This is a genomic window from Agromyces sp. NPDC056523, from assembly GCF_042794545.1.
GTDB lineage: Bacteria > Actinomycetota > Actinomycetes > Actinomycetales > Microbacteriaceae > Agromyces.
The window spans coordinates 549,796-569,987 of sequence record NZ_JBHTTM010000002.1; the positions used below are offsets into that span (position 1 = coordinate 549,796).

At 69.7% G+C, this 20,192-nt stretch carries 19 protein-coding genes; 8 read left to right on the forward strand and 11 right to left on the reverse strand.

The genetic code is table 11. The features are described from left to right. Positions 1 to 43: 43 nt before the first annotated feature. From ACFQ58_RS09535 to ACFQ58_RS09555, 5 genes are all read left to right on the forward strand, one after another. Positions 44 to 631, forward strand: a complete 588-nt coding sequence (locus ACFQ58_RS09535; RefSeq protein WP_376950831.1) for a DUF3000 domain-containing protein — start codon at positions 44 to 46, stop codon at positions 629 to 631. Continuing rightward, positions 624 to 1,820 carry an HRDC domain-containing protein gene (locus tag ACFQ58_RS09540; RefSeq protein WP_376950833.1) on the forward strand — a complete coding sequence of 399 codons (1,197 nt, stop codon included), beginning with the start codon at positions 624 to 626 and terminating at the stop codon, positions 1,818 to 1,820. Before ACFQ58_RS09535 ends, ACFQ58_RS09540 begins: the two co-directional genes overlap by 8 nt. 78 nt (positions 1,821 to 1,898) lie before the next feature. Beyond that, positions 1,899 to 3,104: a thiolase family protein gene (locus tag ACFQ58_RS09545; RefSeq protein WP_376950834.1), complete on the forward strand. Its 1,206-nt coding sequence runs from the start codon at positions 1,899 to 1,901 to the stop codon at positions 3,102 to 3,104. A gap of 5 nt (positions 3,105 to 3,109) precedes the next feature. After that, the gene (locus ACFQ58_RS09550) at positions 3,110 to 5,254 is read left to right on the forward strand and encodes a 3-hydroxyacyl-CoA dehydrogenase NAD-binding domain-containing protein (protein ID WP_376950835.1); all 2,145 of its coding nucleotides are present in this window, start codon (positions 3,110 to 3,112) and stop codon (positions 5,252 to 5,254) included. A gap of 62 nt (positions 5,255 to 5,316) precedes the next feature. Beyond that, on the forward strand, positions 5,317 to 5,847 hold the full coding sequence (locus ACFQ58_RS09555) for a dihydrofolate reductase family protein (RefSeq protein ID WP_376950836.1): 531 nt from the start codon (positions 5,317 to 5,319) through the stop codon (positions 5,845 to 5,847). A 6-nt stretch (positions 5,848 to 5,853) separates the two neighbouring features. Here the strand turns inward: ACFQ58_RS09555 and dxs are convergent, their stop codons facing one another. The 5 genes from dxs to dut form a co-directional block, all read right to left on the reverse strand. Beyond that, positions 5,854 to 7,797 (reverse strand): 1-deoxy-D-xylulose-5-phosphate synthase, encoded by a 1,944-nt coding sequence (gene dxs / locus ACFQ58_RS09560; RefSeq protein WP_376950837.1) that lies wholly within the window; start codon positions 7,795 to 7,797, stop codon positions 5,854 to 5,856. Positions 7,798 to 7,925: 128 nt separating this feature from the next. After that, complete coding sequence (gene acnA / locus ACFQ58_RS09565) at positions 7,926 to 10,751, reverse strand: aconitate hydratase AcnA (protein WP_376950838.1); 2,826 nt, start codon at positions 10,749 to 10,751, stop codon at positions 7,926 to 7,928. 157 nt (positions 10,752 to 10,908) lie between these two features. Next, positions 10,909 to 11,688, reverse strand: coding sequence for a DUF3159 domain-containing protein (locus ACFQ58_RS09570; RefSeq protein WP_376950839.1), 780 nt, complete (start codon positions 11,686 to 11,688; stop codon positions 10,909 to 10,911). Beyond that, complete coding sequence (locus ACFQ58_RS09575; protein ID WP_376950840.1) at positions 11,685 to 12,305, reverse strand: DUF3710 domain-containing protein; 621 nt, start codon at positions 12,303 to 12,305, stop codon at positions 11,685 to 11,687. Before ACFQ58_RS09575 ends, ACFQ58_RS09570 begins: the two co-directional genes overlap by 4 nt. Further along, a complete protein-coding gene (gene dut / locus ACFQ58_RS09580) occupies positions 12,302 to 12,760 on the reverse strand; it encodes a dUTP diphosphatase (RefSeq protein ID WP_376950841.1) in 459 nt (152 codons plus the stop codon). The genes ACFQ58_RS09575 and dut overlap by 4 nt, the downstream gene beginning before the upstream one ends. A 38-nt stretch (positions 12,761 to 12,798) precedes the next feature. Between dut and ACFQ58_RS09585 the strand changes: the two genes are divergently transcribed. Further along, positions 12,799 to 13,263, forward strand: coding sequence for a DUF3093 domain-containing protein (locus tag ACFQ58_RS09585; protein WP_376950842.1), 465 nt, complete (start codon positions 12,799 to 12,801; stop codon positions 13,261 to 13,263). Here ACFQ58_RS09585 and ACFQ58_RS09590 read toward each other — a convergent pair. Continuing rightward, positions 13,260 to 13,553, reverse strand: a complete 294-nt coding sequence (locus ACFQ58_RS09590; RefSeq protein WP_092669728.1) for a DUF4193 domain-containing protein — start codon at positions 13,551 to 13,553, stop codon at positions 13,260 to 13,262. The two genes, ACFQ58_RS09585 and ACFQ58_RS09590, sit on opposite strands and share 4 nt — an antisense overlap. Positions 13,554 to 13,744: 191 nt before the next feature. On the opposite strand from ACFQ58_RS09590, the gene sepH reads away from it, so the two are divergent. Together sepH and ACFQ58_RS09600 are read left to right on the forward strand one after the other, a co-directional pair. Next, entirely contained in the window at positions 13,745 to 14,869 is a 1,125-nt protein-coding gene (gene sepH, locus ACFQ58_RS09595) for a septation protein SepH (protein ID WP_376950843.1), read from the forward strand. Between the two features lie 97 nt (positions 14,870 to 14,966). Beyond that, complete coding sequence (locus ACFQ58_RS09600; protein ID WP_376950844.1) at positions 14,967 to 15,251, forward strand: hypothetical protein; 285 nt, start codon at positions 14,967 to 14,969, stop codon at positions 15,249 to 15,251. 33 nt (positions 15,252 to 15,284) lie between these two features. Here ACFQ58_RS09600 and clpX read toward each other — a convergent pair whose 3' ends face one another. The 5 genes from clpX to tig form a co-directional block, all read right to left on the reverse strand. Then, a complete protein-coding gene (gene clpX / locus ACFQ58_RS09605) occupies positions 15,285 to 16,562 on the reverse strand; it encodes an ATP-dependent Clp protease ATP-binding subunit ClpX (protein ID WP_376950845.1) in 1,278 nt (425 codons plus the stop codon). Positions 16,563 to 16,703: 141 nt separating this feature from the next. Continuing rightward, a complete protein-coding gene (locus ACFQ58_RS09610; protein WP_376950846.1) occupies positions 16,704 to 17,372 on the reverse strand; it encodes an ATP-dependent Clp protease proteolytic subunit in 669 nt (222 codons plus the stop codon). A gap of 16 nt (positions 17,373 to 17,388) precedes the next feature. Continuing rightward, the gene (locus ACFQ58_RS09615) at positions 17,389 to 17,994 is read right to left on the reverse strand and encodes an ATP-dependent Clp protease proteolytic subunit (RefSeq protein WP_376950847.1); all 606 of its coding nucleotides are present in this window, start codon (positions 17,992 to 17,994) and stop codon (positions 17,389 to 17,391) included. 104 nt (positions 17,995 to 18,098) lie between these two features. Beyond that, positions 18,099 to 18,608, reverse strand: a complete 510-nt coding sequence (locus tag ACFQ58_RS09620; protein ID WP_376950848.1) for a tetratricopeptide repeat protein — start codon at positions 18,606 to 18,608, stop codon at positions 18,099 to 18,101. An 83-nt stretch (positions 18,609 to 18,691) separates the two neighbouring features. Beyond that, positions 18,692 to 20,167: a trigger factor gene (gene tig, locus ACFQ58_RS09625; RefSeq protein WP_376950849.1), complete on the reverse strand. Its 1,476-nt coding sequence runs from the start codon at positions 20,165 to 20,167 to the stop codon at positions 18,692 to 18,694. Between the last annotated feature and the right edge of the window lie 25 nt (positions 20,168 to 20,192).

Genomic DNA, 20,192 nt, shown 5'->3' on the forward strand with positions numbered 1-20,192 from the left:
GCGCCGCCACGGACCCCCCTGATCCAGACTCTAGTCTGCACACGTGTCCGACTCGGCGGTGCCACCCCCGGAGTTCGCCGCGGCGCTCGCGTCGCTGCGGAGCGCGACGCCGCGCCGCGAGCTGAGGGTGTCCGAGATCACCGCGCCGTCCTCGCTCGCACCGTGGGCGGTCGCGCTGTCGGCCGATGTCGGCACCGGTCGGCACGGCGACGACTCCGAGCTCGGCACCGGGCGGTTCGTGCTGCTCTACGACCCCGCCGAACCGGAATCCTGGGGCGGCCGCTTCCGCGTCGTGTGCTTCGCGCAGGCGCCGCTCGAGACCGACATCGGCACCGACCCGTTCCTCGCCGAGGTGGCGTGGTCCTGGCTCGTCGACGCGCTCGACGCCCGCGGCGCCCGGTACGTCGCGGCATCCGGCACGGTCACCAAGATCCTCTCGACCGGGTTCGGCGAGCTCGCGCGCCAGGGCGACGGGGCCGAACTCGAACTCCGGGCGTCGTGGACCCCGCTCGATGAGGCGGCGGGCCCGCATGTGGAAGGGTGGAGTGAGTTGCTGTGCATGCTGGCAGGGCTGCCTCCGTCGTCCGAGGGGGTGACGGCCCTTCCGCGACGGAGGAGGAGACGTGGCTGACGAGTTCCACGTGATCGGCTCCCGTGATGAGTACGACGAGGCCGTCGAGCGCATCGCGGGCGGCGAGGGGCCGGTGGCCGTCGACGCCGAGCGTGCGAGCGGGTTCCGCTACTCCCAGCGGGCCTACCTGATCCAGCTCTACCGTCGCGGTGCGGGCACCTTCCTGTTCGATCCGACCGAGCTCGACGGGTTCGACGACCTCCAGTCGGTCATCCACGGCGTCGAGTGGGATCTCCACGCCGCGAGCCAGGACCTCGCCTGCCTGCGCGAGGTCGGGCTCGACCCCGAGCGGATCTTCGACACGGAGCTCGCGGCGCGCCTGCTCGGCATGCCGCGCGTCGGGCTCGCCTCCGTGGTCGAGGAGCTCCTCGGCATCCGCCTCGCGAAGGAGCATTCGGCGGCCGACTGGTCGACGCGGCCGCTCCCCCAGCCGTGGCTGCGGTACGCAGCGCTCGACGTGGAACTGCTCGTGGACGTCCGCGATCAGCTCGCGGAGCGGCTCGACGAGGCCGGCAAGTCAGCGATCGCGGCCGAGGAGTTCGAGGCCACCATCCGTCGCGAGGCGAAGCCGCCCGCCGCGGAGCCGTGGCGCCGACTGAGCGGCATCCACTCGCTGCGCTCACCCCGGAACCTCGCGGTCGCGCGCTCGCTCTGGCAGGCACGCGACGCGCTCGCCGCCGATGTCGACACGGCGCCCGGCCGGCTCATCCCCGACGCGTCCATCCTCGCGGTCGCCAAGTCGCTGCCCGAGTCCAAGCGCGCACTGGCCGACCTCAAGGCGTTCAACGGGCGCGCCAGCCGCACCGAGCTCGACCGGTGGTGGGCGGCGATCGAGGCGGCGCGCACCGCGGAACCCCCCGCGACGCGCGTGCCGAGCGATGCGCCGCCGCCGCCACGTTCGTGGGCCGCCCGGAACCCCGAGGCCGACGCACGGCTCCGGCTCGCGAAGGCCGCGCTGGCCGACGTGGCCGAGCGGATGGACATGCCCGTCGAGAACCTGCTCACGCCCGACCACCTGCGCCGCGTGGCGTGGCATCCGCCCGTCGAACCGACCGCCGAGCGTCTCGCGGAGGCCCTCGCCGAGCTCGGCGCGAGACCGTGGCAGCTTGAGGCAACCGCACAGATAATCGCCGATGCGTTTGTGAAAGCGGCACAATCGCTGGAGGACGCGGCACACGAGGCTTCGTAGGAACCGCCAACCGATTCCCCGTGCTCCGGATGCCTTCCTAGGATCGTGGCATTCCTCACTCGAAAAGGGAGCTGCAGCGTGGCTGAACGAGCTGATGTCGTGTTCGTCGACGGGGTCCGGACCCCGTTCGGACGGGCCGGCGACAAGGGCATGTACTGGAACACGAGGGCCGACGACCTCGCCGTCAAGGCGATCAGCGGACTCCTCGAGCGCAATCCGAACCTGCCCGCCGACCGGGTGGACGACATCGCCATCGCCGCCACCACCCAGCAGGGCGACCAGGGCCTCACGCTCGGCCGCACCGCCGCGATCCTCGCCGGCCTGCCGCTGAGCGTGCCCGGCTTCGCGATCGACCGCATGTGCGCCGGCGCGATGACCGCCGTGACCACCACCGGCGCGGGCATCGGGTTCGGCCAGTACGACGTCGTGATCGCCGGCGGTGTCGAGCACATGGGTCATCACCCGATGGGCCTCGACGCCGACCCCAACCCGCGGTTCCTGGCCGAGAAGCTCGTGAACCCCGACGCGCTCAACATGGGCACGACGGCCGAGCGCCTCCACGACCGCTTCCCCGACCTCACGAAGGAGCGCAGCGACCGCTTCGGCATGCTCAGCCAGCAGAAGGTGCAGGCCGCCTACGACGCCGGGCAGATCCAGCCCGACCTCGTGCCGGTCGCCATCCGCACCCCTGAGGGCTGGGGCCTTGCCACCGAAGACGAGGGTCGCCGCCCCGCGACCACGATGGAAGACCTCGCGACCCTGAAGACGCCGTTCCGCCCGCACGGCAAGGTGACCGCCGGCAACGCGTCGCCGCTGACCGACGGTGCGACCGCGTCGATCCTCGCCAGCGCGGATGCCGCGAAGGAGCTCGACCTGCCCGTCAAGATGCGCATGGTGAGCTTCGGCTTCGCCGGCGTGCAGCCCGAGGTCATGGGCATCGGGCCCATCCCGTCGACCGAGAAGGCGCTGAAGCGAGCCGGCCTGAAGATCGAGGACATCGGCCTCTTCGAGCTCAACGAGGCGTTCGCCGTGCAGGTGCTGAGCTTCCTCGACCACTTCGGCATCGACGACGACGACCCGCGGGTCAACCAGTGGGGCGGCGCCATCGCGATCGGCCACCCGCTCGCCGCATCGGGGGTCCGCCTCATGCTCCAGCTCGCCCGCCAGTTCGAGCAGCACCCCGAGGTGCGCTACGGCCTCACCGCCATGTGCGTCGGCCTCGGCCAGGGCGGCAGCGTCATCTGGGAGAACCCGCACCACAAGCGCTACGGAAAGGGCCGCTGAACGAGATGACCGACTACTCGAAGATCGACTTCTCCGAGCTGGCCGCGGCGTTCGCCGACGACGAGGTCGTCACGCACTCGTACGTGCGCGACATCCGCCTGCCGTCGGGCAAGGTCCTCGCACTCATCACGCTCGACAACGGGCGAGACCACACGCGACCGTCGACGATCGGGCCGATCACCCTGCTCGAGCTCGGCGACCGGCTCGACGAACTGACGGCGCGGGCGGCTGCGGGCGAGATCCAGGCAGTCGCGATCACGGGCAAGCCGTACTTCCTCGCCGCCGGTGCCGACCTCTCCAAGGTCGGCGCGCTCGAGAGTCGCGAGAACGCACTGAGGATGGGCCAGCTCGGCCACATGGTCTTCGGCAAGCTCGGCGAGCTCGGCGTGCCGTCGTTCACGTTCATCAACGGGCTCGCGCTCGGCGGCGGCCTCGAGATCGCGCTGAACTCCGACTACCGCACGGTGGATGCCTCGGCGCCGGCGATCGCGCTCCCCGAGGTGTTCCTCGGAATCGTGCCGGCGTGGGGCGGCGCCTACCTGCTGCCGAACCTCATCGGCATCGAGAACGCGCTGCGCGTGGCGGTCGAGAACCCGCTGAAGAACAACCGCATGCTGAAGGCGAAGGATGCCCTCGAGCTCGGCATCGCGGACGCGATGTTCTCGCCGGTCAACTTCCTCGAGGACTCGCTGAAGTGGGCCGACGGCGTGCTCACCGGCAAGATCGACGTCAAGCGACCCAATGCTCCGGGCAAGCTCGAGAAGCTCGCAAAGTGGGACATCGCCATCAACATCGCCCGCAAGAGCCTCGAGGGCAAGATCGGGACGACCGCGAAGTCGCCATACGTCGCGCTCGACCTGCTCAAGGCCGCGAAGGGCGGCACGAAGGCCGACGCCTTCGCCCGCGAGGACGAGGCGCTCGCCGACCTCGTAACGGGCGACCAGTTCGTCGCATCGATCTACGCGTTCAACCTCGTGCAGAAGCGCGCGAAGAAGCCGGCAGGCGCGCCCGACAAGGAGCTCGCGCGCAAGGTCACCAAGGTCGGGATCATCGGCGCTGGCCTCATGGCCAGCCAGTTCGCGTTGCTCTTCGTGCGCCGCCTGCAGATCCCGGTGGTCATCACCGACCTCGACCAGGCACGCGTCGACAAGGGCCTCGCGTACATCCGCGACGAGATCGGCACGCTCGAGCAGAAGGGTCGCATCGACGCCGACGAAGCCAATCGCCTGCGTGCGCTCGTGTCGGGCACGACCGACAAGGCCGACTTCGCCGACTGCGACTGGGTCATCGAGGCCGTGTTCGAGGACCTCGCCGTCAAGCAGCAGGTGTTCGCCGAGGTCGAGCCGTTCCTCTCCGAGACGGCGATCCTCGCGACGAACACGTCGTCGCTTTCGGTCGAGCAGATCGGTGCGAAGCTCGCGCACCCCGAACGCGTCGTCGGATTCCACTTCTTCAACCCGGTGGCCGTCATGCCGCTCCTCGAGATCGTGAAGGCGCCGGCCACCGACGACGAGACGCTCGCCACGGCGTTCGCCGTCGCGGCGAAGCTCAAGAAGAGTGCGGTGCTCACGGACGACGCTCCCGGGTTCGTCGTGAACCGCCTGCTCGCCAAGGTCATGGGCGAGGCCGCGCGCGCGGTCGACGAGGGCACGCCGGTGCCGGTCGTCGAGAAGGCGCTCGCTCCGATCGGCCTGCCGATGGGACCGTTCGAGCTCATCGACCTCGTCGGCTGGGCTGTCGCGGCGCACGTGCAGGACACCATGGTGCGCGAGTTCCCCGAGCGCTTCTACTCGTCCGAGAACCTCCACGCGCTCGCGAAGCTCGGCGGACCCGTCGTCGAGAAGGACAAGCACGGCAAGGTCACCGACCTCACGAAGGACGCCAAGAAGGCGATCACCATCGGCAAGAGCCCCGTCGACGAGGCGACCATCCTGCGTCGCGTCGAGGACGAGCTCGCCGGCGAGATCAAGCTGATGCTCGACGAGGAGGTCGTCGCGGCGGCCGAGGACATCGATCTCTGTCTCATCCTCGGCGCCGGCTGGCCGTTCCAGGCCGGCGGCGCGACCCCGTACCTCGACCGCGTCGGCGCGTCCGAGCGCGTCTTCGGCGACACGTTCCACCACCCGCCGATCCGCGGCGTGGGCGCCTGACCGACGGCGCGCACGAACGGCCCCCGACGCACGATGTCGGGGGCCGTTCGTATGCTCGTCCGGTGACCAGGATCCAGTACTACGTGGCCTCCACCCTCGACGGCTTCATCGCCGACGAGCACGACGACCTCTCGTGGCTGCTGCAGTTCGGCATGGCCGACTTCAGCGAGTCGTACGACCGGTTCTTCGCCGACGTCGGCGCGCTCGTGCTGGGTGCGACGACCTACGAGTGGATCCTCCGCGAAGGCGGCGGATGGCCCTACGGCACGCTTCCCACCTGGGTGTTCACCCATCGCGGCCTCGACGTTCCCGATGGCGCCCACATCCGCTTCGTCTCGGGACCCGTCGCGCCGGTCGCCGACGCCGCCGTCGCGGCTGCCGGAGATCGGAACGTCTGGGTCGTCGGCGGCGGACCCGTCGCCGCGCAGTTCCTCGAAGCCGGCCGGCTCGACGAGTTGCTGGTCACCTATATGCCCGTGGCGCTCGGGCGCGGGCGACCCCTGCTTCCGCTGTCGAAGGTGACGCCGCCGCTCGAGCTGACCGGGGTCACGAGGATGGGCGACGCGGTCGAGCACGTCTACCGCATCGGATGAACGAGATCAGACGCGCGGCTGCGGGCTCGTGTCGACCGGAACGTCGATGCCCGCGTTGCGCGCGTGCGGCAGCTTGCTGCCGAGCACCATGGCGGTGACGTCGCGTGCGATGTGCTGCGGCGTCAGGCCCACCCGCTCGAGGATGTCGCCGCGAGCGCCGTGGTCGAGGAACTCGTCGGGGAGGCCCACCTCGGTGACGGCCGTGTCGACGCCGGCCTCGCGCAGGTCCTGGCGGATCCGCGTGCCGATGCCGCCGACCCGGATCCCGTCCTCGATGCTCACGACGATGCGATAGTCGGCCGAGAGGGCGATGACGCTCTCGGGCACGGGAACGACCCAGCGCGGATCCACGACCGTGGCCCCGATGCCCTGCGCCTCGAGCCGCTTCGCGACCTCGAGCCCGATTCCCGCCATGGGACCCACGGTCACGACGAGCACGTCCTTGCGCTCGGACTCGACGAGGACGTCGACGCCGTCGTGCGTTCGCCGGACGGCGTCGTACTCGGTGCCGACCGAGCCCTTCGGGAATCGCAGCACCGTGGGCCCGTCGCTCACCCGCGTCGCCTCCCCGAGCTCCTCGGCCAACCGGACGGAGTCGCGGGGCGCCGCGATGCGGATGCCGGGCACGACCTGCAGGATCGAGAGGTCCCACACGCCGTGATGGCTCGGCCCGTCGGGACCGGTCACACCGGCCCGGTCGAGCACGAACGTCACGCCCGCCTTGTGCAACGCGACATCCATCAGCACCTGGTCGAAGGCGCGGTTGATGAACGTGGCGTACACGGCCACGACCGGGTGCAGTCCGCCGAACGCCAGGCCGGCCGCCGAGGTCGCGGCGTGCTGCTCGGCGATGCCGACGTCGAACACGCGGCTCGGGAAGCGCTCGGCCATCCGGTGCAGCCCGGTGGGTCGCAGCATCGCCGCGGTGATGCCGACGAGGCGCTCGTTGCGCTCGGCGAGGCTCACGAGCTCGTCGGCGAAGACGCTGGTCCACGACGGTGCGGACGCGGTCTCGAGCGACTCCCCCGTCTCGGGATCGATCTGGCCGACCGCGTGGAATTGGTCGGCCGCGTCGCGTCGCGCGGGCTCGTAGCCGCGGCCCTTGTCGGTGATCGCGTGCACGATGACGGGCGCACCGTACGACTTCGCCTGTCGCAGCGCCTCCTCGACGGCGCGCTCGTCGTGCCCGTCGATGGGGCCGATGTACTTGATGTCGAGGTTCGAGTACAGCGCTTCGTTGCCGCTGAACCGGCTGAGGAAGCCGTGCAGGCCGCCCCGCACGCCGCGATAGATCGCACGGCCCGGCGAGCCCAGCTTGTCGAACGCGCTGCGGCTGCGCAGGTGCAACGAGCGATACGACTGCTTGGTGCGCACCGAGTTCAGGAAGCGGGCCATGCCGCCGATCGTGGGGGCGTACGACCGGCCGTTGTCATTGACGATCACCACGAGGTTGCGCGTGTTGTCGTCGGAGATGTTGTTCAGCGCCTCCCACGTCATGCCGCCGGTGAGCGCGCCGTCGCCGACGACCGCGATGACGTGCCGGTCACCCTGCCCGGTCATCTCGAACGCCTTGGAGATGCCGTCGGCCCACGACAGCGAGCTCGACGCATGCGAGCTCTCGACCACGTCGTGCTCGGACTCCGAGCGCTGGGGATAGCCCGCCATCCCCCCGGTCTGCCGGAGGGTCGACAGGTCGCGGCGGCCGGTGAGCAGCTTGTGCACGTACGACTGGTGGCCCGTGTCGAAGATGATCGGGTCGCGCGGCGAATCGAACACGCGGTGGATCGCGATCGTGAGTTCGACGACGCCGAGGTTCGGGCCGAGATGTCCGCCGGTCTTCGACACGCTCTCGACGAGCACTTCACGGATCTCACGGGCCAGGTCGTCGAGCTGGTCGTGCGTCAGCGCGTCGAGATCGCGCGGTCCGCGGATCGTGTCGAGCAGCCTCATGCGTCGTGCCTCCGGAGCTGTGGGCGGCTGGTGCCACGGTTTCGTTCGAGTGTACGCCGGGGCACCTGAGAGCCCGGGCAGAGATCGGGGGCGGCGGGCCGAAGCCCGCCGCCCCCGATACCGCGGCCTCAGACGAGCGAACGCAGCACGTACTGCAGGATGCCGCCGTTGCGGTAGTAGTCGGCCTCACCGGGCGTGTCGATGCGGACGACGGCGTCGAACTCGACGGTCGCCTTGCCCTCGGGCGAGTCCTCGCTCGGTGCGGCGACGACGTGGACCGTCTTGGGGGTGTCGCCCTCGTTGAGTTGCTCGAGACCGGTGATCGAGACGATCTCGGTGCCGTCGAGGCCCAGCGAGTCGGCCGACTCTCCGGCCGGGAACTGCAGCGGCACGACGCCCATGCCGATGAGGTTCGAACGGTGGATGCGCTCGAAGCTCTCGGTGATGACCGCCTTCACGCCGAGCAGGTTCGTGCCCTTCGCGGCCCAGTCGCGGCTCGAGCCCGAGCCGTACTCCTTGCCGCCGAAGATCACGAGCGGCGTGCCCTGTGCCTGGTAGTTCATCGATGCGTCGTAGATGAACGACTGGGGGCCGCCCGCCTGCGTGAAGTCGCGCGTGTACCCGCCCTCGACCCCGTCGAGCAGCTGGTTCTTCAGGCGGATGTTCGCGAACGTGCCGCGGATCATGACCTCGTGGTTGCCGCGACGCGAGCCGTAGGAGTTGAAGTCCTTGCGGTCGACGCCGTGCTCGGTGAGGTACTGGCCCGCCGGGCTGTCGGCCTTGATCGAGCCGGCCGGCGAGATGTGGTCGGTCGTCACCGAGTCGCCGAGCTTCGCGAGCACGCGTGCGCCCGCGATGTCGGCCACGGGAGTGATCTCGAGCGCCATGCCGTCGAAGTACGGGGGCTTGCGCACGTAGGTCGACTCCGCGTCCCACTCGAAGGTCGCGCCGGTCGGCGTCGGCAGGTTGCGCCACCGCTCGTCGCCCTCGAAGACGCTCGCGTACTGGCGCGTGAACATCTCCTCGTTGATCGACTCGTCGATCGTCTTCTGCACCTCGGCCGCGTCGGGCCAGATGTCCTTCAGGAAGACGTCGTTGCCCTCGGAGTCCTGGCCGAGCGGGTCGGCCTCGAAGTCGAAGTTCATCGACCCGGCGAGCGAGTAGGCGATCACGAGCGGCGGGCTCGCGAGGTAGTTCATCTTCACGTCGGGGTTGATGCGGCCCTCGAAGTTGCGGTTGCCCGAGAGCACCGCGGTCACGGCGAGGTCGTTCTCCTGCACCGCCGTCGAGACCTCCTCGATGAGCGGACCGGAGTTGCCGATGCAGGTCGTGCAGCCGTAGCCGACGGTGTAGAAGCCGAGGTCCTCGAGGTCCTTCGTGAGGCCGGACTTCTCGTAGTACTCCGTGACGACCTTCGAGCCCGGAGCCAGTGTGGTCTTCACCCACGGCTTGGCCTTGAGGCCCTTCTTCACGGCGTTCCGCGCGAGCAGGCCCGCCGCCAGCATGACGGACGGGTTCGAGGTGTTCGTGCACGAGGTGATCGCCGCGATGGTGACGGCGCCGTGGTCGAGCGTGTAGCTCGCGCCATCCGCCCCCTGCACCTGCGTCGGCTTCGAGGCCGTCTTCGGTGCGTGCGAGTGGTGGTGGTGCACGTGCAGGTTGTACTCGTCCTCGGGGGTGTTGCTCGGCGGGTCGGACGCCGGGAACGACTCGGAGATCTCGAGGTCGACCAGGTCGTGCTCGACATCGGCGTAGTCGGTGAGGTCCCTCTCGAACTGGCCCTTGGCGTCGGAGAGGACGATGCGGTCCTGCGGGCGCTTCGGGCCGGCGATCGAGGGGACCACGGTGGAGAGGTCGAGCTCGAGGTACTCGGAGAACTCCGGCTCGCTGTCGGCGTCGTGCCAGAGCTTCTGCGCCTTCGAGTAGGCCTCGACCAACGCCAGCTGCTCGTCGCTGCGACCTGTGAGGCGCAGGTAGTCGATGGTGACGTCGTCGATCGGGAAGATCGCGGCGGTCGAGCCGAACTCGGGGCTCATGTTACCGATCGTCGCGCGGTTGGCGAGGGGCACGGATGCCACGCCGGATCCGTAGAACTCGACGAACTTGCCCACCACGCCGTGCTTGCGCAGCATGTCGGTGATCGTGAGCACGACGTCGGTCGCCGTGACGCCCATGGGGATCTCGCCCGAGAGCTTGAAGCCCACGACCTTGGGGATGAGCATCGAGACGGGCTGGCCGAGCATGGCGGCCTCGGCCTCGATGCCGCCGACGCCCCAGCCCAGCACGCCGAGGCCGTTGACCATCGTGGTGTGCGAGTCGGTGCCGACGCAGGTGTCGGGATAGGCCTGCAGCACCCCGGCGACAGAGGAGTCCGGCACAGTGCGCGTGAACGTCACGCGGGCGAGGTACTCGATGTTGACCTGGTGCACGATGCCGGTGCCAGGCGGGACGACCTTGAAGTCGTCGAACGCCGTCTGGCCCCAGCGGAGGAACTGGTAGCGCTCGCCGTTGCGCTCGTACTCGATCTCGACGTTGCGCTCGAACGCGTCGGGGCGACCGAAGAGGTCGGCGATGACGGAGTGGTCGATGACCATCTCGGCCGGCGCCAGCGGGTTGATCTTGTTGGGGTCGCCGCCGAGCGAGGACACGGCCTCGCGCATGGTGGCGAGGTCGACGATGCACGGCACGCCGGTGAAGTCCTGCATGACCACGCGCGCGGGCGTGAACTGGATCTCGGTGTCGGGCTCGGCCGTGGGCACCCACGACCCGAGCGCCTCGATCTGGTCCTTGGTGACGTTCGCACCGTCCTCGGTGCGAAGCAGGTTCTCGAGGAGCACCTTCAGGCTGAAGGGCAGCTTCTCATGCCCGGCCACCGTGTCGATCCGGTAGATCTCGTAGGAGGTGTCCCCGACCTGGAGCGTGTCCTTCGCTCCGAAACTGTTCACTGCAGACACGATGTCCTCTCCTTCGCGGATGCCGCCGACGCGACGTTCGTGGGCGGTGCCCGTGCCCTGGCTCGGGGCCCGCCCCAGCAAGGCTAGCCCAACGGCATCGCTCGCCGACAGGCTCGCGCCGGCACCCGTGATTTATCTCGATATCGAGATAACTGTATCACTCGGCGGCGGCCGGCTTCGCCGGATAGACGGCCCGGACGACGAGCCACGAGAACACCAGCAGCAGCGCGTACAGCGGCACGCCCATGAGCAGGCGCGTGGCCCCCAGCGCCTCGACATTGCCGGCGAAGTAGAACGGCACCTGGACGAGCAGGCGGGCGACGAACATGCCGAGCCAGACGAGCGTCAGGAACTGCATGGCTCGATAGGTCCGCTTCCGGCGTCGCCACTCGGTCCCGTCTCCCATGAGGAAGCCGACGATCAGCCCGACGAGCGGCCAGCGCACGAGCAGCGACACCAGGAGGGCGATCGCGTACGCGGCGTTGGTGTAGAAGCCGAGGACGTAGTTGTCCTCCGCGCGACCGGTCCACAGCGACAGCGCCGCGGAGGCACCGACGCCGATGAGCCCGGCGATGGCCTGCGTGGGCTGGCTGCGGGTGACCAAGCGCACGATCGTGAAAACGACGGCGAGCCCGACGGACGCGACCAGCGCCCACACCAGCTCGCGGGTGAACGTGTAGACGACCAGGAAGACCAGGCCGGGGAGGATGGCCTCGGCGAGCCCGCGGATGCCACCGAGCGCGCCGACGAGGTCGGCCGGCGTCAGCGTGTCCTCACGCGCGATCCGCCCGAGGCCGGAGCGCTCGGCGGCGGCCGCGAAGGACTGGCTCAATTCGTCGGAGGGCGACGCCGGAGCCGGCGAGGCATCCCCGCGAGGCGCGTCGGGCTCGGGCCCGGCGTCTGGCCCGGGCCGGGCGTCGCGCTGCTCGTCCGTCACGCCGTCGGACCACCGGACGACGGTGCCGGCATGCGCAGCGGGATCAGGTCGCGCGGCGGCATCGGGGTGGTGCCGCGCACTACCACGATCGAGCGGAAGAGGTCTTCGACCTTCGCTGCGGCCACCGGGTCGGCCGCCGCCTCGCCCGCGATCACGCCGCGGAGGAACCACCGGGGACCGTCGACCCCGATGAAGCGGGCCAGGCGCATCTGGCCGGCCTGGCCGTCGGCCGTCGCGACGGGGATCTGGGCGAGCAGCTCGGGACCGAACGATCCCTCTCGGACCGTGGTGGTGCCGCCCTGGCGGGCGATCTGCTCGGCGATCTGGTCGCGGATCTCGTGCCACAGCCCGCTCGAGCGCGGCGCGGCGAACGGCTGGACCTGCAGGGTCGAGTTGGCGTAGTCGAGCCCCACGGCGACGACGCGCTTGGTGCCCTCCTCGACCTCGAGGCGCAGGTGCAGGCCCTCGCGCGGCAGCACCTTGACGCCGCCGAGGTCGACGTAGGGACGGACGGGATTGGCCTCGGCCTCGTCGAGGGGCCCGTTGGTCGCCCGGTCCGCGGGCGCGGACTTGGGGTGGTCGACGGGGATGTCGTCGATGTTCTCGATGTCGCTCACGCGTGTACTCCTGACTGATGTGCCCCGAAACCGGTGGACCCGAATCCGCCCTCGCCGCGCAGGCTGCCGGGGAGCCGCTCGACCTCGACGAATCGAGCGCGACCGACCGGCATGACGACGAGCTGGGCGATCCGGTCGCCCGCCTCGATCCGATAGGCCTCGCGCGCATCGGTGTTGAGCAGCGCGACCTTGATCTCTCCGCGGTAGCCCGCGTCGACGGTACCCGGGGCGTTGACGATCGTGATGCCGTGCTTGAACGCCAGGCCCGATCGCGGCATGACGAAGGCCACGTAGCCGTCGGGCAGCGCGATCGCGACACCCGTGCCGACCGTCGCCCGCTCCCCCGGCTCCAGCACGATCGCCTCGGCCGCATGGAGGTCGGCGCCCGCATCGCCCGGATGGGCGTACGCGGGCAGGCGGTCGGCCGTGATCAGCACATCGACGGAATCGGTCACCGTTCGAGGGTAGTGCAGAAGTCTGGTCTGATAGACCCATGCCCGAGTACCGCGAACGGCTGTGGCCGACGCCCTGGATCTACCTGACGAGCCTGCTGCTGATCCCAGCGAGCATCCTGGTGCTCGCACCGGTCTCGGTCCCGGCGGGCATCGCCACCGGCGTCCTGATGTACGCCGCAGTCGCGGGCTCCCTGTCGTTCACCGCACCCGTGATCGAGGTCTCCGACGGGATGTTCCGTGCCGGGCGTGCCGAGATCCCGCTCAGCTACACCGGCACCGCCAGCGCGGCGCTCGACGACGCGGCGCGGACGGAACGGGGCACGGGACTTGACGCGCGCGCCTTCCTCGTCATCCGCGGGTGGATCCGCGACGTCGTCCGCGTGCCGATCGTGGATGCAGCTGATCCTGCGCCGTACTGGCTGGTCTCGTCGCGCCATCCGAATGAACTGGCCGCCGCGATCAACGGATCGCGACGGCCATGGGTCGAAGAGGAGCAGGCCTAGGCGGCGCACTCCAGGCAGATCGGACCGAGCTTGGTCTCGTGGTCGATCTGCGAGCGGTGCTTCACGAGGAAGCAGTTCACGCAGGTGAACTCGTCGGCCTGCGGCGGGAGCACGACGACATCGAGCTCGACGTCGGACAGGTCGGCACCCGCGAGGTCGAAGCTGCCGGGGTTGTCGGCGTCCTCGACGTCGACGACACCCGACATCTTGTCGGGCACGCGCTCCTTGAGGGCCTCGATCGACTCGGAGTCGTCTTCGGTCTTCCGCGGCGCGTCGTAATCCGTTGCCATTCCCATCCTTTTTTCGGTGCCGAGGATTCGGCGGCCATAGTCTGCATCAATTCGATGGCGTAAGCAAACCGCTTACAGGCCGTCCTACCCGGTTGATTGGACAACTTCCGGCACGCCCGCCGTATTCCCGAGCGGCGCTCGAGCCGCGTGGCATCCTTGGGCGGAGACGCAGGCACGGAAGGGCTCTCGCGATGCAGGAACTGAAGGTGATCGGTGTCGAGAACGGCGCCCTCGTCGCGGCCTCCGATGACGGGGCGCGATTCCGGATCGAGATCGACGAGGTGCTGCAGTCCCGCATCCGTCACGCGGTGCCGCCCGCCGAGACCGGTCCGAAGCTGTCGCCCCGCGAAGTGCAGGCGCACATCCGCTCGGGCCTGTCAGCCGAAGAGGTCGCGGAGCTGACCGGCGCGTCGGTCGACTACATCCGCCGCTTCGAGGGGCCCGTGATCGCTGAGCGCGAACACGTCGTCACCTCGGCCCTCGCGGTTCCGGTGCATGCCGCCGAGCACTCCGACGCCGACGAGCCGGCCTCGTTCGGCACGGTCGTTCGCGAACGCCTTGCCGGACTCGGCGCGCACGGCGAACGCTGGGCGAGCTGGAAGGACGAGGAGCGCGGCTGGATGGTCAAGCTCGAGTTCACGGCCGACGGCATCGATCACGACGCGCGGTGGTCCTTCGAGCACCGCAAGCAGGCGCTGCACCCCCAGAACGCCGACGCGATGACCCTCTCGAGGCACGGCGAGGTGCGCGGCGGCATGATCCCGCGCCTGCGCGCGGTCGCGCCCGACGACGAGCAGTCGCGGTTCGACAGCGGGGCGTTCACGTTCGACGTCCCGGATGTCGCGAACGACGACACCGCGCCGCAGCCCGATCTCGCCGGACCGCGCCAGCAGCCGGCGCCCGCTCCCGCGTCGAGCCCCGCCGTCGCACGAGCCGCCATCAAGCGCGCCGACGAGCCGGAGCCGCCGAGCGGCGAGACCGCCGACCTCCTCGAGGCGCTGCGGCGCCGCCGGGGCGAGCGCGAGGCGAGCGGCTCGATCGAGCGGATCGCGCCGCCGACTCCGGTCGCGCCCGCATCGCCGGTTCGCGCCGAGGCGCCGGTCGCCGAGCCCGCCCCCTCCCCGTCTGCCGCCGGGTCCGCGTCGTCGGCTGACGACGGCGCCGCGCCCGAGAGCCCGGCGGGCGCCGCGGCTCGCGCGCTGTGGGGCGGCGGGAAGACCGCGACTCAGGCGCCCCGAGCGAAGAAGGGCCGTGCCGCGATGCCGAGCTGGGACGAGATCGTCTTCGGCGCTCGCAGCGACGACGACCTGGCCTAGTCCCCCTCACCACGTTCCGACCCGCAGGATGCCCCTGCCGGCTCGAGTGCTGCCCTGCTATCATTCGAACACAGTTTCGAATGACGTGGAGGTCGGCATGCCGCGCACCCTCGAACCCGCCGAGGTCTGGACGGGCGCATCGGGTGCACCCGAGCGGCTCGTCTGGCGTGCGCGCCGCTTCCGGGTCGAGGACACGCCCACTCCCCTCGTCGGGCCGGCCGACTGGTGGCTCCCTTTCGACGGGCTCGACGTCGCTCCCGGCCGCCCACCGCTCGCGATCACCGGCTGGCGGTTCCAGGCGAGCACCGCCGACGGTGAGACGCACGTGTTCGACGTCGGGCACGACGGTCAGCACTGGCAGGTGCTGCGCGTATTCGACTGAACGCCGATCCCGGCGCGACGCCGGTCGGGTCGGCTAGGCCGACTTCTCGGCGCGTCGGGGCTTGGACGGAACGATCGTCGGAGCCGCGTTGTCGATGACGGTCTCCTTCGTCACGACGACCCGGGCGACCCCGGTGGTCGAGGGCACTTCGAACATGATCGGCCCGAGTACCTCCTCCATGATGGCGCGGAGGCCGCGGGCCCCGGTCTGGCGGAGCACCGCGAGGTCGGCGATCGCCTCGAGCGCCGCGTGCTCGAAGTCGAGTTGCACCCCGTCGAGCTCGAACATCCGCTGGTACTGCTTGACCAGTGCGTTGCGCGGCTCGGTGAGGATCTCCATCAGGGCGGTGCGATCGAGCGGGGTGACCGTCGCGACGACCGGGAGCCGACCGATGAACTCGGGAATCAGGCCGAACTTGTGCAGGTCTTCGGGCAGCACCTCGCTGAAGAGCTCAGCCTCATCCTGCTTCGAGTGCAGCGGTGCGCCGAACCCGATGCCGCGCTTGCCCGCACGCGACGAGATGATGTCCTCGAGTCCGGCGAACGCACCCGCCACGATGAACAGCACGTTCGTCGTGTCGATCTGGATGAACTCCTGGTGCGGGTGCTTGCGGCCGCCCTGCGGCGGCACCGAGGCGACCGTGCCCTCGAGGATCTTCAGCAGCGCCTGCTGGACGCCCTCGCCCGAGACGTCGCGCGTGATCGACGGGTTCTCGGCCTTGCGGGCGATCTTGTCGACCTCGTCGATGTAGATGATGCCGGTCTCGGCGCGCTTGACGTCGTAGTCGGCGGCCTGAATGAGCTTGAGCAGGATGTTCTCGACGTCTTCGCCGACGTAGCCGGCCTCGGTCAGCGCCGTGGCATCCGCGACGGCGAACGGCACGTTGAGCTGCTTGGCCAGGGTCTGGGCGAGGTAGGTCTTGCCGCACCCGGTCGGGCCGATGAGCAGGATGTTGGACTTGGCGATCTCGACGTCGTCGTGGGCACGATCGGCCGACGTGAGCGACGTCTTGGCCCGCACGCGCTTGTAGTGGTTGTACACGGCCACGGCGAGGGCGCGCTTGGCGCCATCCTGGCCGATCACGTACTCCTCGAGGAACGAGAAGATCTCCTTCGGCTTCGGCAGCTCGAACTCGCCCGACTCGGGCTCGCCGGCCTCGGCGAGGCGCTCCTCGATGATCTCGTTGCAGAGTTCGACGCACTCGTCGCAGATGTACACGCCGGGACCGGCGATGAGCTGCTGCACCTGCTTCTGGCTCTTTCCGCAGAAGGAGCACTTCAGAAGGTCAGCACTCTCCCCGATGCGTGCCATCGCGTCCTCCCTCGCAACGAAATCTGTTCCGAGCCTAGCCCGATGCGGGCCCAGTCGGGTCGATCCGCCACGGGTTTGGCGGAAACGAGACGAACGAGGGGCGGACGCCCTGCGCGTCCGCCCCTCGCCGATCCGGCCGGCCTATCGGGCCAGCGCCGGCAGCGTCTTGCGCGACGTGAGCACCTGGTCGATGAGCCCGTACTCGCGTGCCTCCTCGGCCGAGAGGATCTTGTCGCGGTCGATGTCGGCGTTGACCTGCTCCATCGTCCGGTTGGAGTGCTTGGAGAGCGTCTCCTCGAGCCAGGTCCGCATGCGCAGGATCTCGGCCGCCTGGATCTCGATGTCGGAGGCCTGGCCGTGACCGGCCTCACCCATCGCCGGCTGGTGGATCAGCACGCGCGCGTTCGGCAGCGCGAGGCGGCGACCCGGCGTGCCCGCCGCGGCGATCACGGCGGCGGCCGAGGCTGCCTGCCCGAGCACGACGGTCTGGATCTGCGGACGGATGTACTGCATGGTGTCGTAGATCGCGGTCATCGCCGTGAACGAGCCACCGGGCGAGTTGATGTACATCATGATGTCGCGGTCGGGGTCCATCGACTCGAGCACGAGCAGCTGCGCCATGATGTCGTCGGCCGACGCGTCGTCGACCTGCACGCCGAGGAAGATGATGCGGTCCTCGAAGAGCTTCGCGTAGGGGTCCTGGCGCTTGTAGCCGTAGGCCGTGCGCTCCTCGAAGCTCGGCAGGATGTATCGCGAGCCCGGCGCGGGCATGCCGCTGAACGCGGTGCCGCCGAAAGCGGGGATGTTCATTCGCAGTCTCTCTTTCTCAGGCCTTGGGATCGACCGTCTCGGGCGCGGTGCCGCCACCGCCGGACACGTCGAGCGCGGACTCGCGGATGTGGTCGACGAAGCCGTATTCGAGCGCCTCGTGCGCGCTGAACCAGCGGTCGCGGTCGCCGTCGCGGTTGATCTGCTCGACCGACTTGCCGGTCTGTGCCGCGGTGATCTCGGCGAGGCGCTTCTTCATGTCGAGGATGAGCTGCGCCTGGGTCTGGATGTCGCTCGCGGTGCCGCCGAACCCGCCGTGCGGCTGGTGCAGGAGCACGCGCGCGTTGGGGGTGATGTACCGCTTGCCCTTGGTTCCGGCGGTGAGGAGGAGCTGCCCCATCGACGCGGCCATGCCGATGCCGACCGTGACGATGTCGTTCGGCACGAACTGCATCGTGTCGTAGATGGCCATTCCCGCCGTGATCGAGCCGCCGGGCGAGTTGATGTAGAGGTAGATGTCCTTCTTGGGGTCCTCGGCGGCGAGGAGCAGCAGCTTCGCGGCGATCTCGTTCGCGTTGTCGTCGCGCACCTCGGAGCCGAGCCAGATGATGCGGTCCTTCAGCAGTCGATCGAACACACTGGGCTGCAGTGTCGGTTCGGCCATGGATTTCGCTCCGTTTCCTTAGGCGTTGCAACGAATCTATCCGTTGGAACGCGCGCGAACCGGGCTGTTCGCCGTCGGCGGATGCGGCGGCGCGGCGCCGGCAGTCAGGCGGTCGTGCGCGTGCCGTCGACCTCCGGGCCGACCAGTTCACGGGCGTATGCGTCGACCGCGCGACGATACTGCGTGAGATGCGGCGCGAGCGCGATGAGGGCGACGGATGCCGCGGCATCCGCCCTCCCGGACGAGGCGAGCGCGAGCGCGCGGAACGCGGCCACGGCGTCCGCGAGCTCGCCGGCGGTGTCGCCGATCGCGTCGAGGAGCTCGAGCGACTCGGCGGGCCGATCGAGGTTGCGGAGCGTCGACGCGAGCTGGATGTGCGCCTGGAGGCGGCCGGTGCCGGCGAGTCCGAGCTCGAGCGCGCGACGGTAGAGCGGCTCGGCCTCCGCCTCGAGCCCCGCCGAGTCCCGCGCGCCGGCCGCCTCGAACGGCCCCCGCGGGTCGTCGGCGGGAAGTTCCGCGACGAGGGCGTCGATGCGTTCGATCACCGCGTGCTCACCGAGCTCGGCCGCGGCCGCCCAGACCTCGTCGATGCGGCGCTGCCAGTCATCCTGCATCGGTACCCTCATCCCCTTCCGAAGACGACGGATGGGGCCGGGCAGGACTGCCCGACCCCATCCGTGGTCGTTCGACGCGTCGATTACTCGGCGTCGGCCTTCTTGGTGGTGCGCTTGCGAGCCGGCTTCTTCTCCTCGGCGGGCGCCTCATCGGCCGCGGGGACCTCTGCGGCGTCCTCGTCGGCGGCCTTCTTCGTAGTGCGCTTGCGAGCCGGCTTCTTCTCCTCGGCGGGAGCCTCGTCGGCGGGCGCCTCGTCGGCGGCGGGCTCAGCGGTCTCGTCGGCGACCGCGGTGAACTCGGACAGGTCGACGGCGTTGCCGGAGGCATCCACCACCTTCGCCTTGCCCAGGGCGATCGCGAGCGCCTTGTTGCGCGCGACCTCGCCGACCATGGCGGGGATCTGGCCGTTCTGGCTGAGGATCTGCACGAACTCGTTCGGGTCCATGCCGTACTGGGCGGCGCCCTGCACGAGGTACTGCGTGAGCTCCTCCTGCGAGACCTGGACCTTCTCGGTCTCGGCGATCTTGTCGAGGATGATCTGCGTCTGGAACGCCTTCGTGCTCGACTCGGTGACCTCGGCGCGGTGCTCGTCGTCTTCGAGGCGACCCTCGGACTCGAGGTGGCGGTGCACCTCGTCCTCGATGACGCTGTCGGCGACCGGCACCTCGACCAGCTCGAGCAGCTTGTCGACGAGGAGGTCGCGGGCCTGGGTGCCCTGACCGAACGACTTGTTCTTGGCGACCTGCTCCTTGAGGCTCGCGGTGAGCTCGTCGAGCGTGTCGAACTCGCTCGCGATCTGCGCGAAGTCGTCGTCGGCCTCGGGAAGCTCGCGCTCCTTGACGGCCGTGACCGTGACGGTGATCTCGGCGGTCTCGCCCTGGTGGTCGCCGCCGAGCAGCTTGGAGTCGAAGGTGGTGGTCTCACCGGCGGTGAGCGACTCGAGCGCCTCGTCGATGCCCTCGAGCAGCTCGCCCGAGCCGATCTCGTACGACACGCCGCTGGCCGTGTCGACCTCGGCGCCCTCGATCGTGGCCACGAGGTCGAGCGTGACGAAGTCACCGGTCTTCGCGGGGCGATCGACGGTGATCAGGGTGCCGAAGCGGCTGCGCAGGCGCTCGAGCTCCTCGCCCACCTCGTCGTCGCCGACCTCGACGGAGTCCACGGTGACCTCGAGGCCCGCGTAGTCGGGCAGTTCGATCTCGGGGCGCACGTCGACCTCGATGGCGAGCAGGAGGTCGCCGGAGAAGTCCTTCTCGTTCGGCCACTCCACGATGTCGGCCGAGGGGCGGCCGAGCGGTCGCAGCTCGTGCTCGGCGACCGCCGCACGGTAGAAGCTGTCGAGACCCTCGTTGACCGCGTGCTCGAGCACGGCGGCCTTGCCGACCCGCTGGTCGATGATCGGCGCGGGCACCTTGCCCTTGCGGAAGCCGGGCACGTTGATCTGCTCGGCGATGTGCTCGTAGGCGTGGGCGATGCTGGGCTTCAGCTCCTCGGGCGTCACCGAGATGGTGAGCTTGGCGCGCGTCGGGCTCAGCTTCTCAACCGAAGTGGTCGGCATGGGGAAGTCTCTCCTGTTGTGTGAA

Bases quoted from the DNA above. Each gene is read 5' to 3' on its own strand.
- clpX (WP_376950845.1), bottom strand. From the start codon at position 16,562: ATGGCACGCATCGGGGAGAGTGCTGACCTTCTGAAGTGCTCCTTCTGC.
- ACFQ58_RS09550 (WP_376950835.1), top strand. From the start codon at position 3,110: ATGACCGACTACTCGAAGATCGACTTCTCCGAGCTGGCCGCGGCGTTC.
- tig (WP_376950849.1), bottom strand. From the start codon at position 20,167: ATGCCGACCACTTCGGTTGAGAAGCTGAGCCCGACGCGCGCCAAGCTC.
- ACFQ58_RS09615 (WP_376950847.1), bottom strand. From the start codon at position 17,994: ATGGCCGAACCGACACTGCAGCCCAGTGTGTTCGATCGACTGCTGAAG.
- ACFQ58_RS09590 (WP_092669728.1), bottom strand. From the start codon at position 13,553: ATGGCAACGGATTACGACGCGCCGCGGAAGACCGAAGACGACTCCGAG.
- ACFQ58_RS09600 (WP_376950844.1), top strand. From the start codon at position 14,967: ATGCCGCGCACCCTCGAACCCGCCGAGGTCTGGACGGGCGCATCGGGT.
- sepH (WP_376950843.1), top strand. From the start codon at position 13,745: ATGCAGGAACTGAAGGTGATCGGTGTCGAGAACGGCGCCCTCGTCGCG.
- ACFQ58_RS09610 (WP_376950846.1), bottom strand. From the start codon at position 17,372: ATGAACATCCCCGCTTTCGGCGGCACCGCGTTCAGCGGCATGCCCGCG.
- ACFQ58_RS09585 (WP_376950842.1), top strand. From the start codon at position 12,799: ATGCCCGAGTACCGCGAACGGCTGTGGCCGACGCCCTGGATCTACCTG.
- dxs (WP_376950837.1), bottom strand. From the start codon at position 7,797: ATGAGGCTGCTCGACACGATCCGCGGACCGCGCGATCTCGACGCGCTG.
- ACFQ58_RS09620 (WP_376950848.1), bottom strand. From the start codon at position 18,608: ATGCAGGATGACTGGCAGCGCCGCATCGACGAGGTCTGGGCGGCCGCG.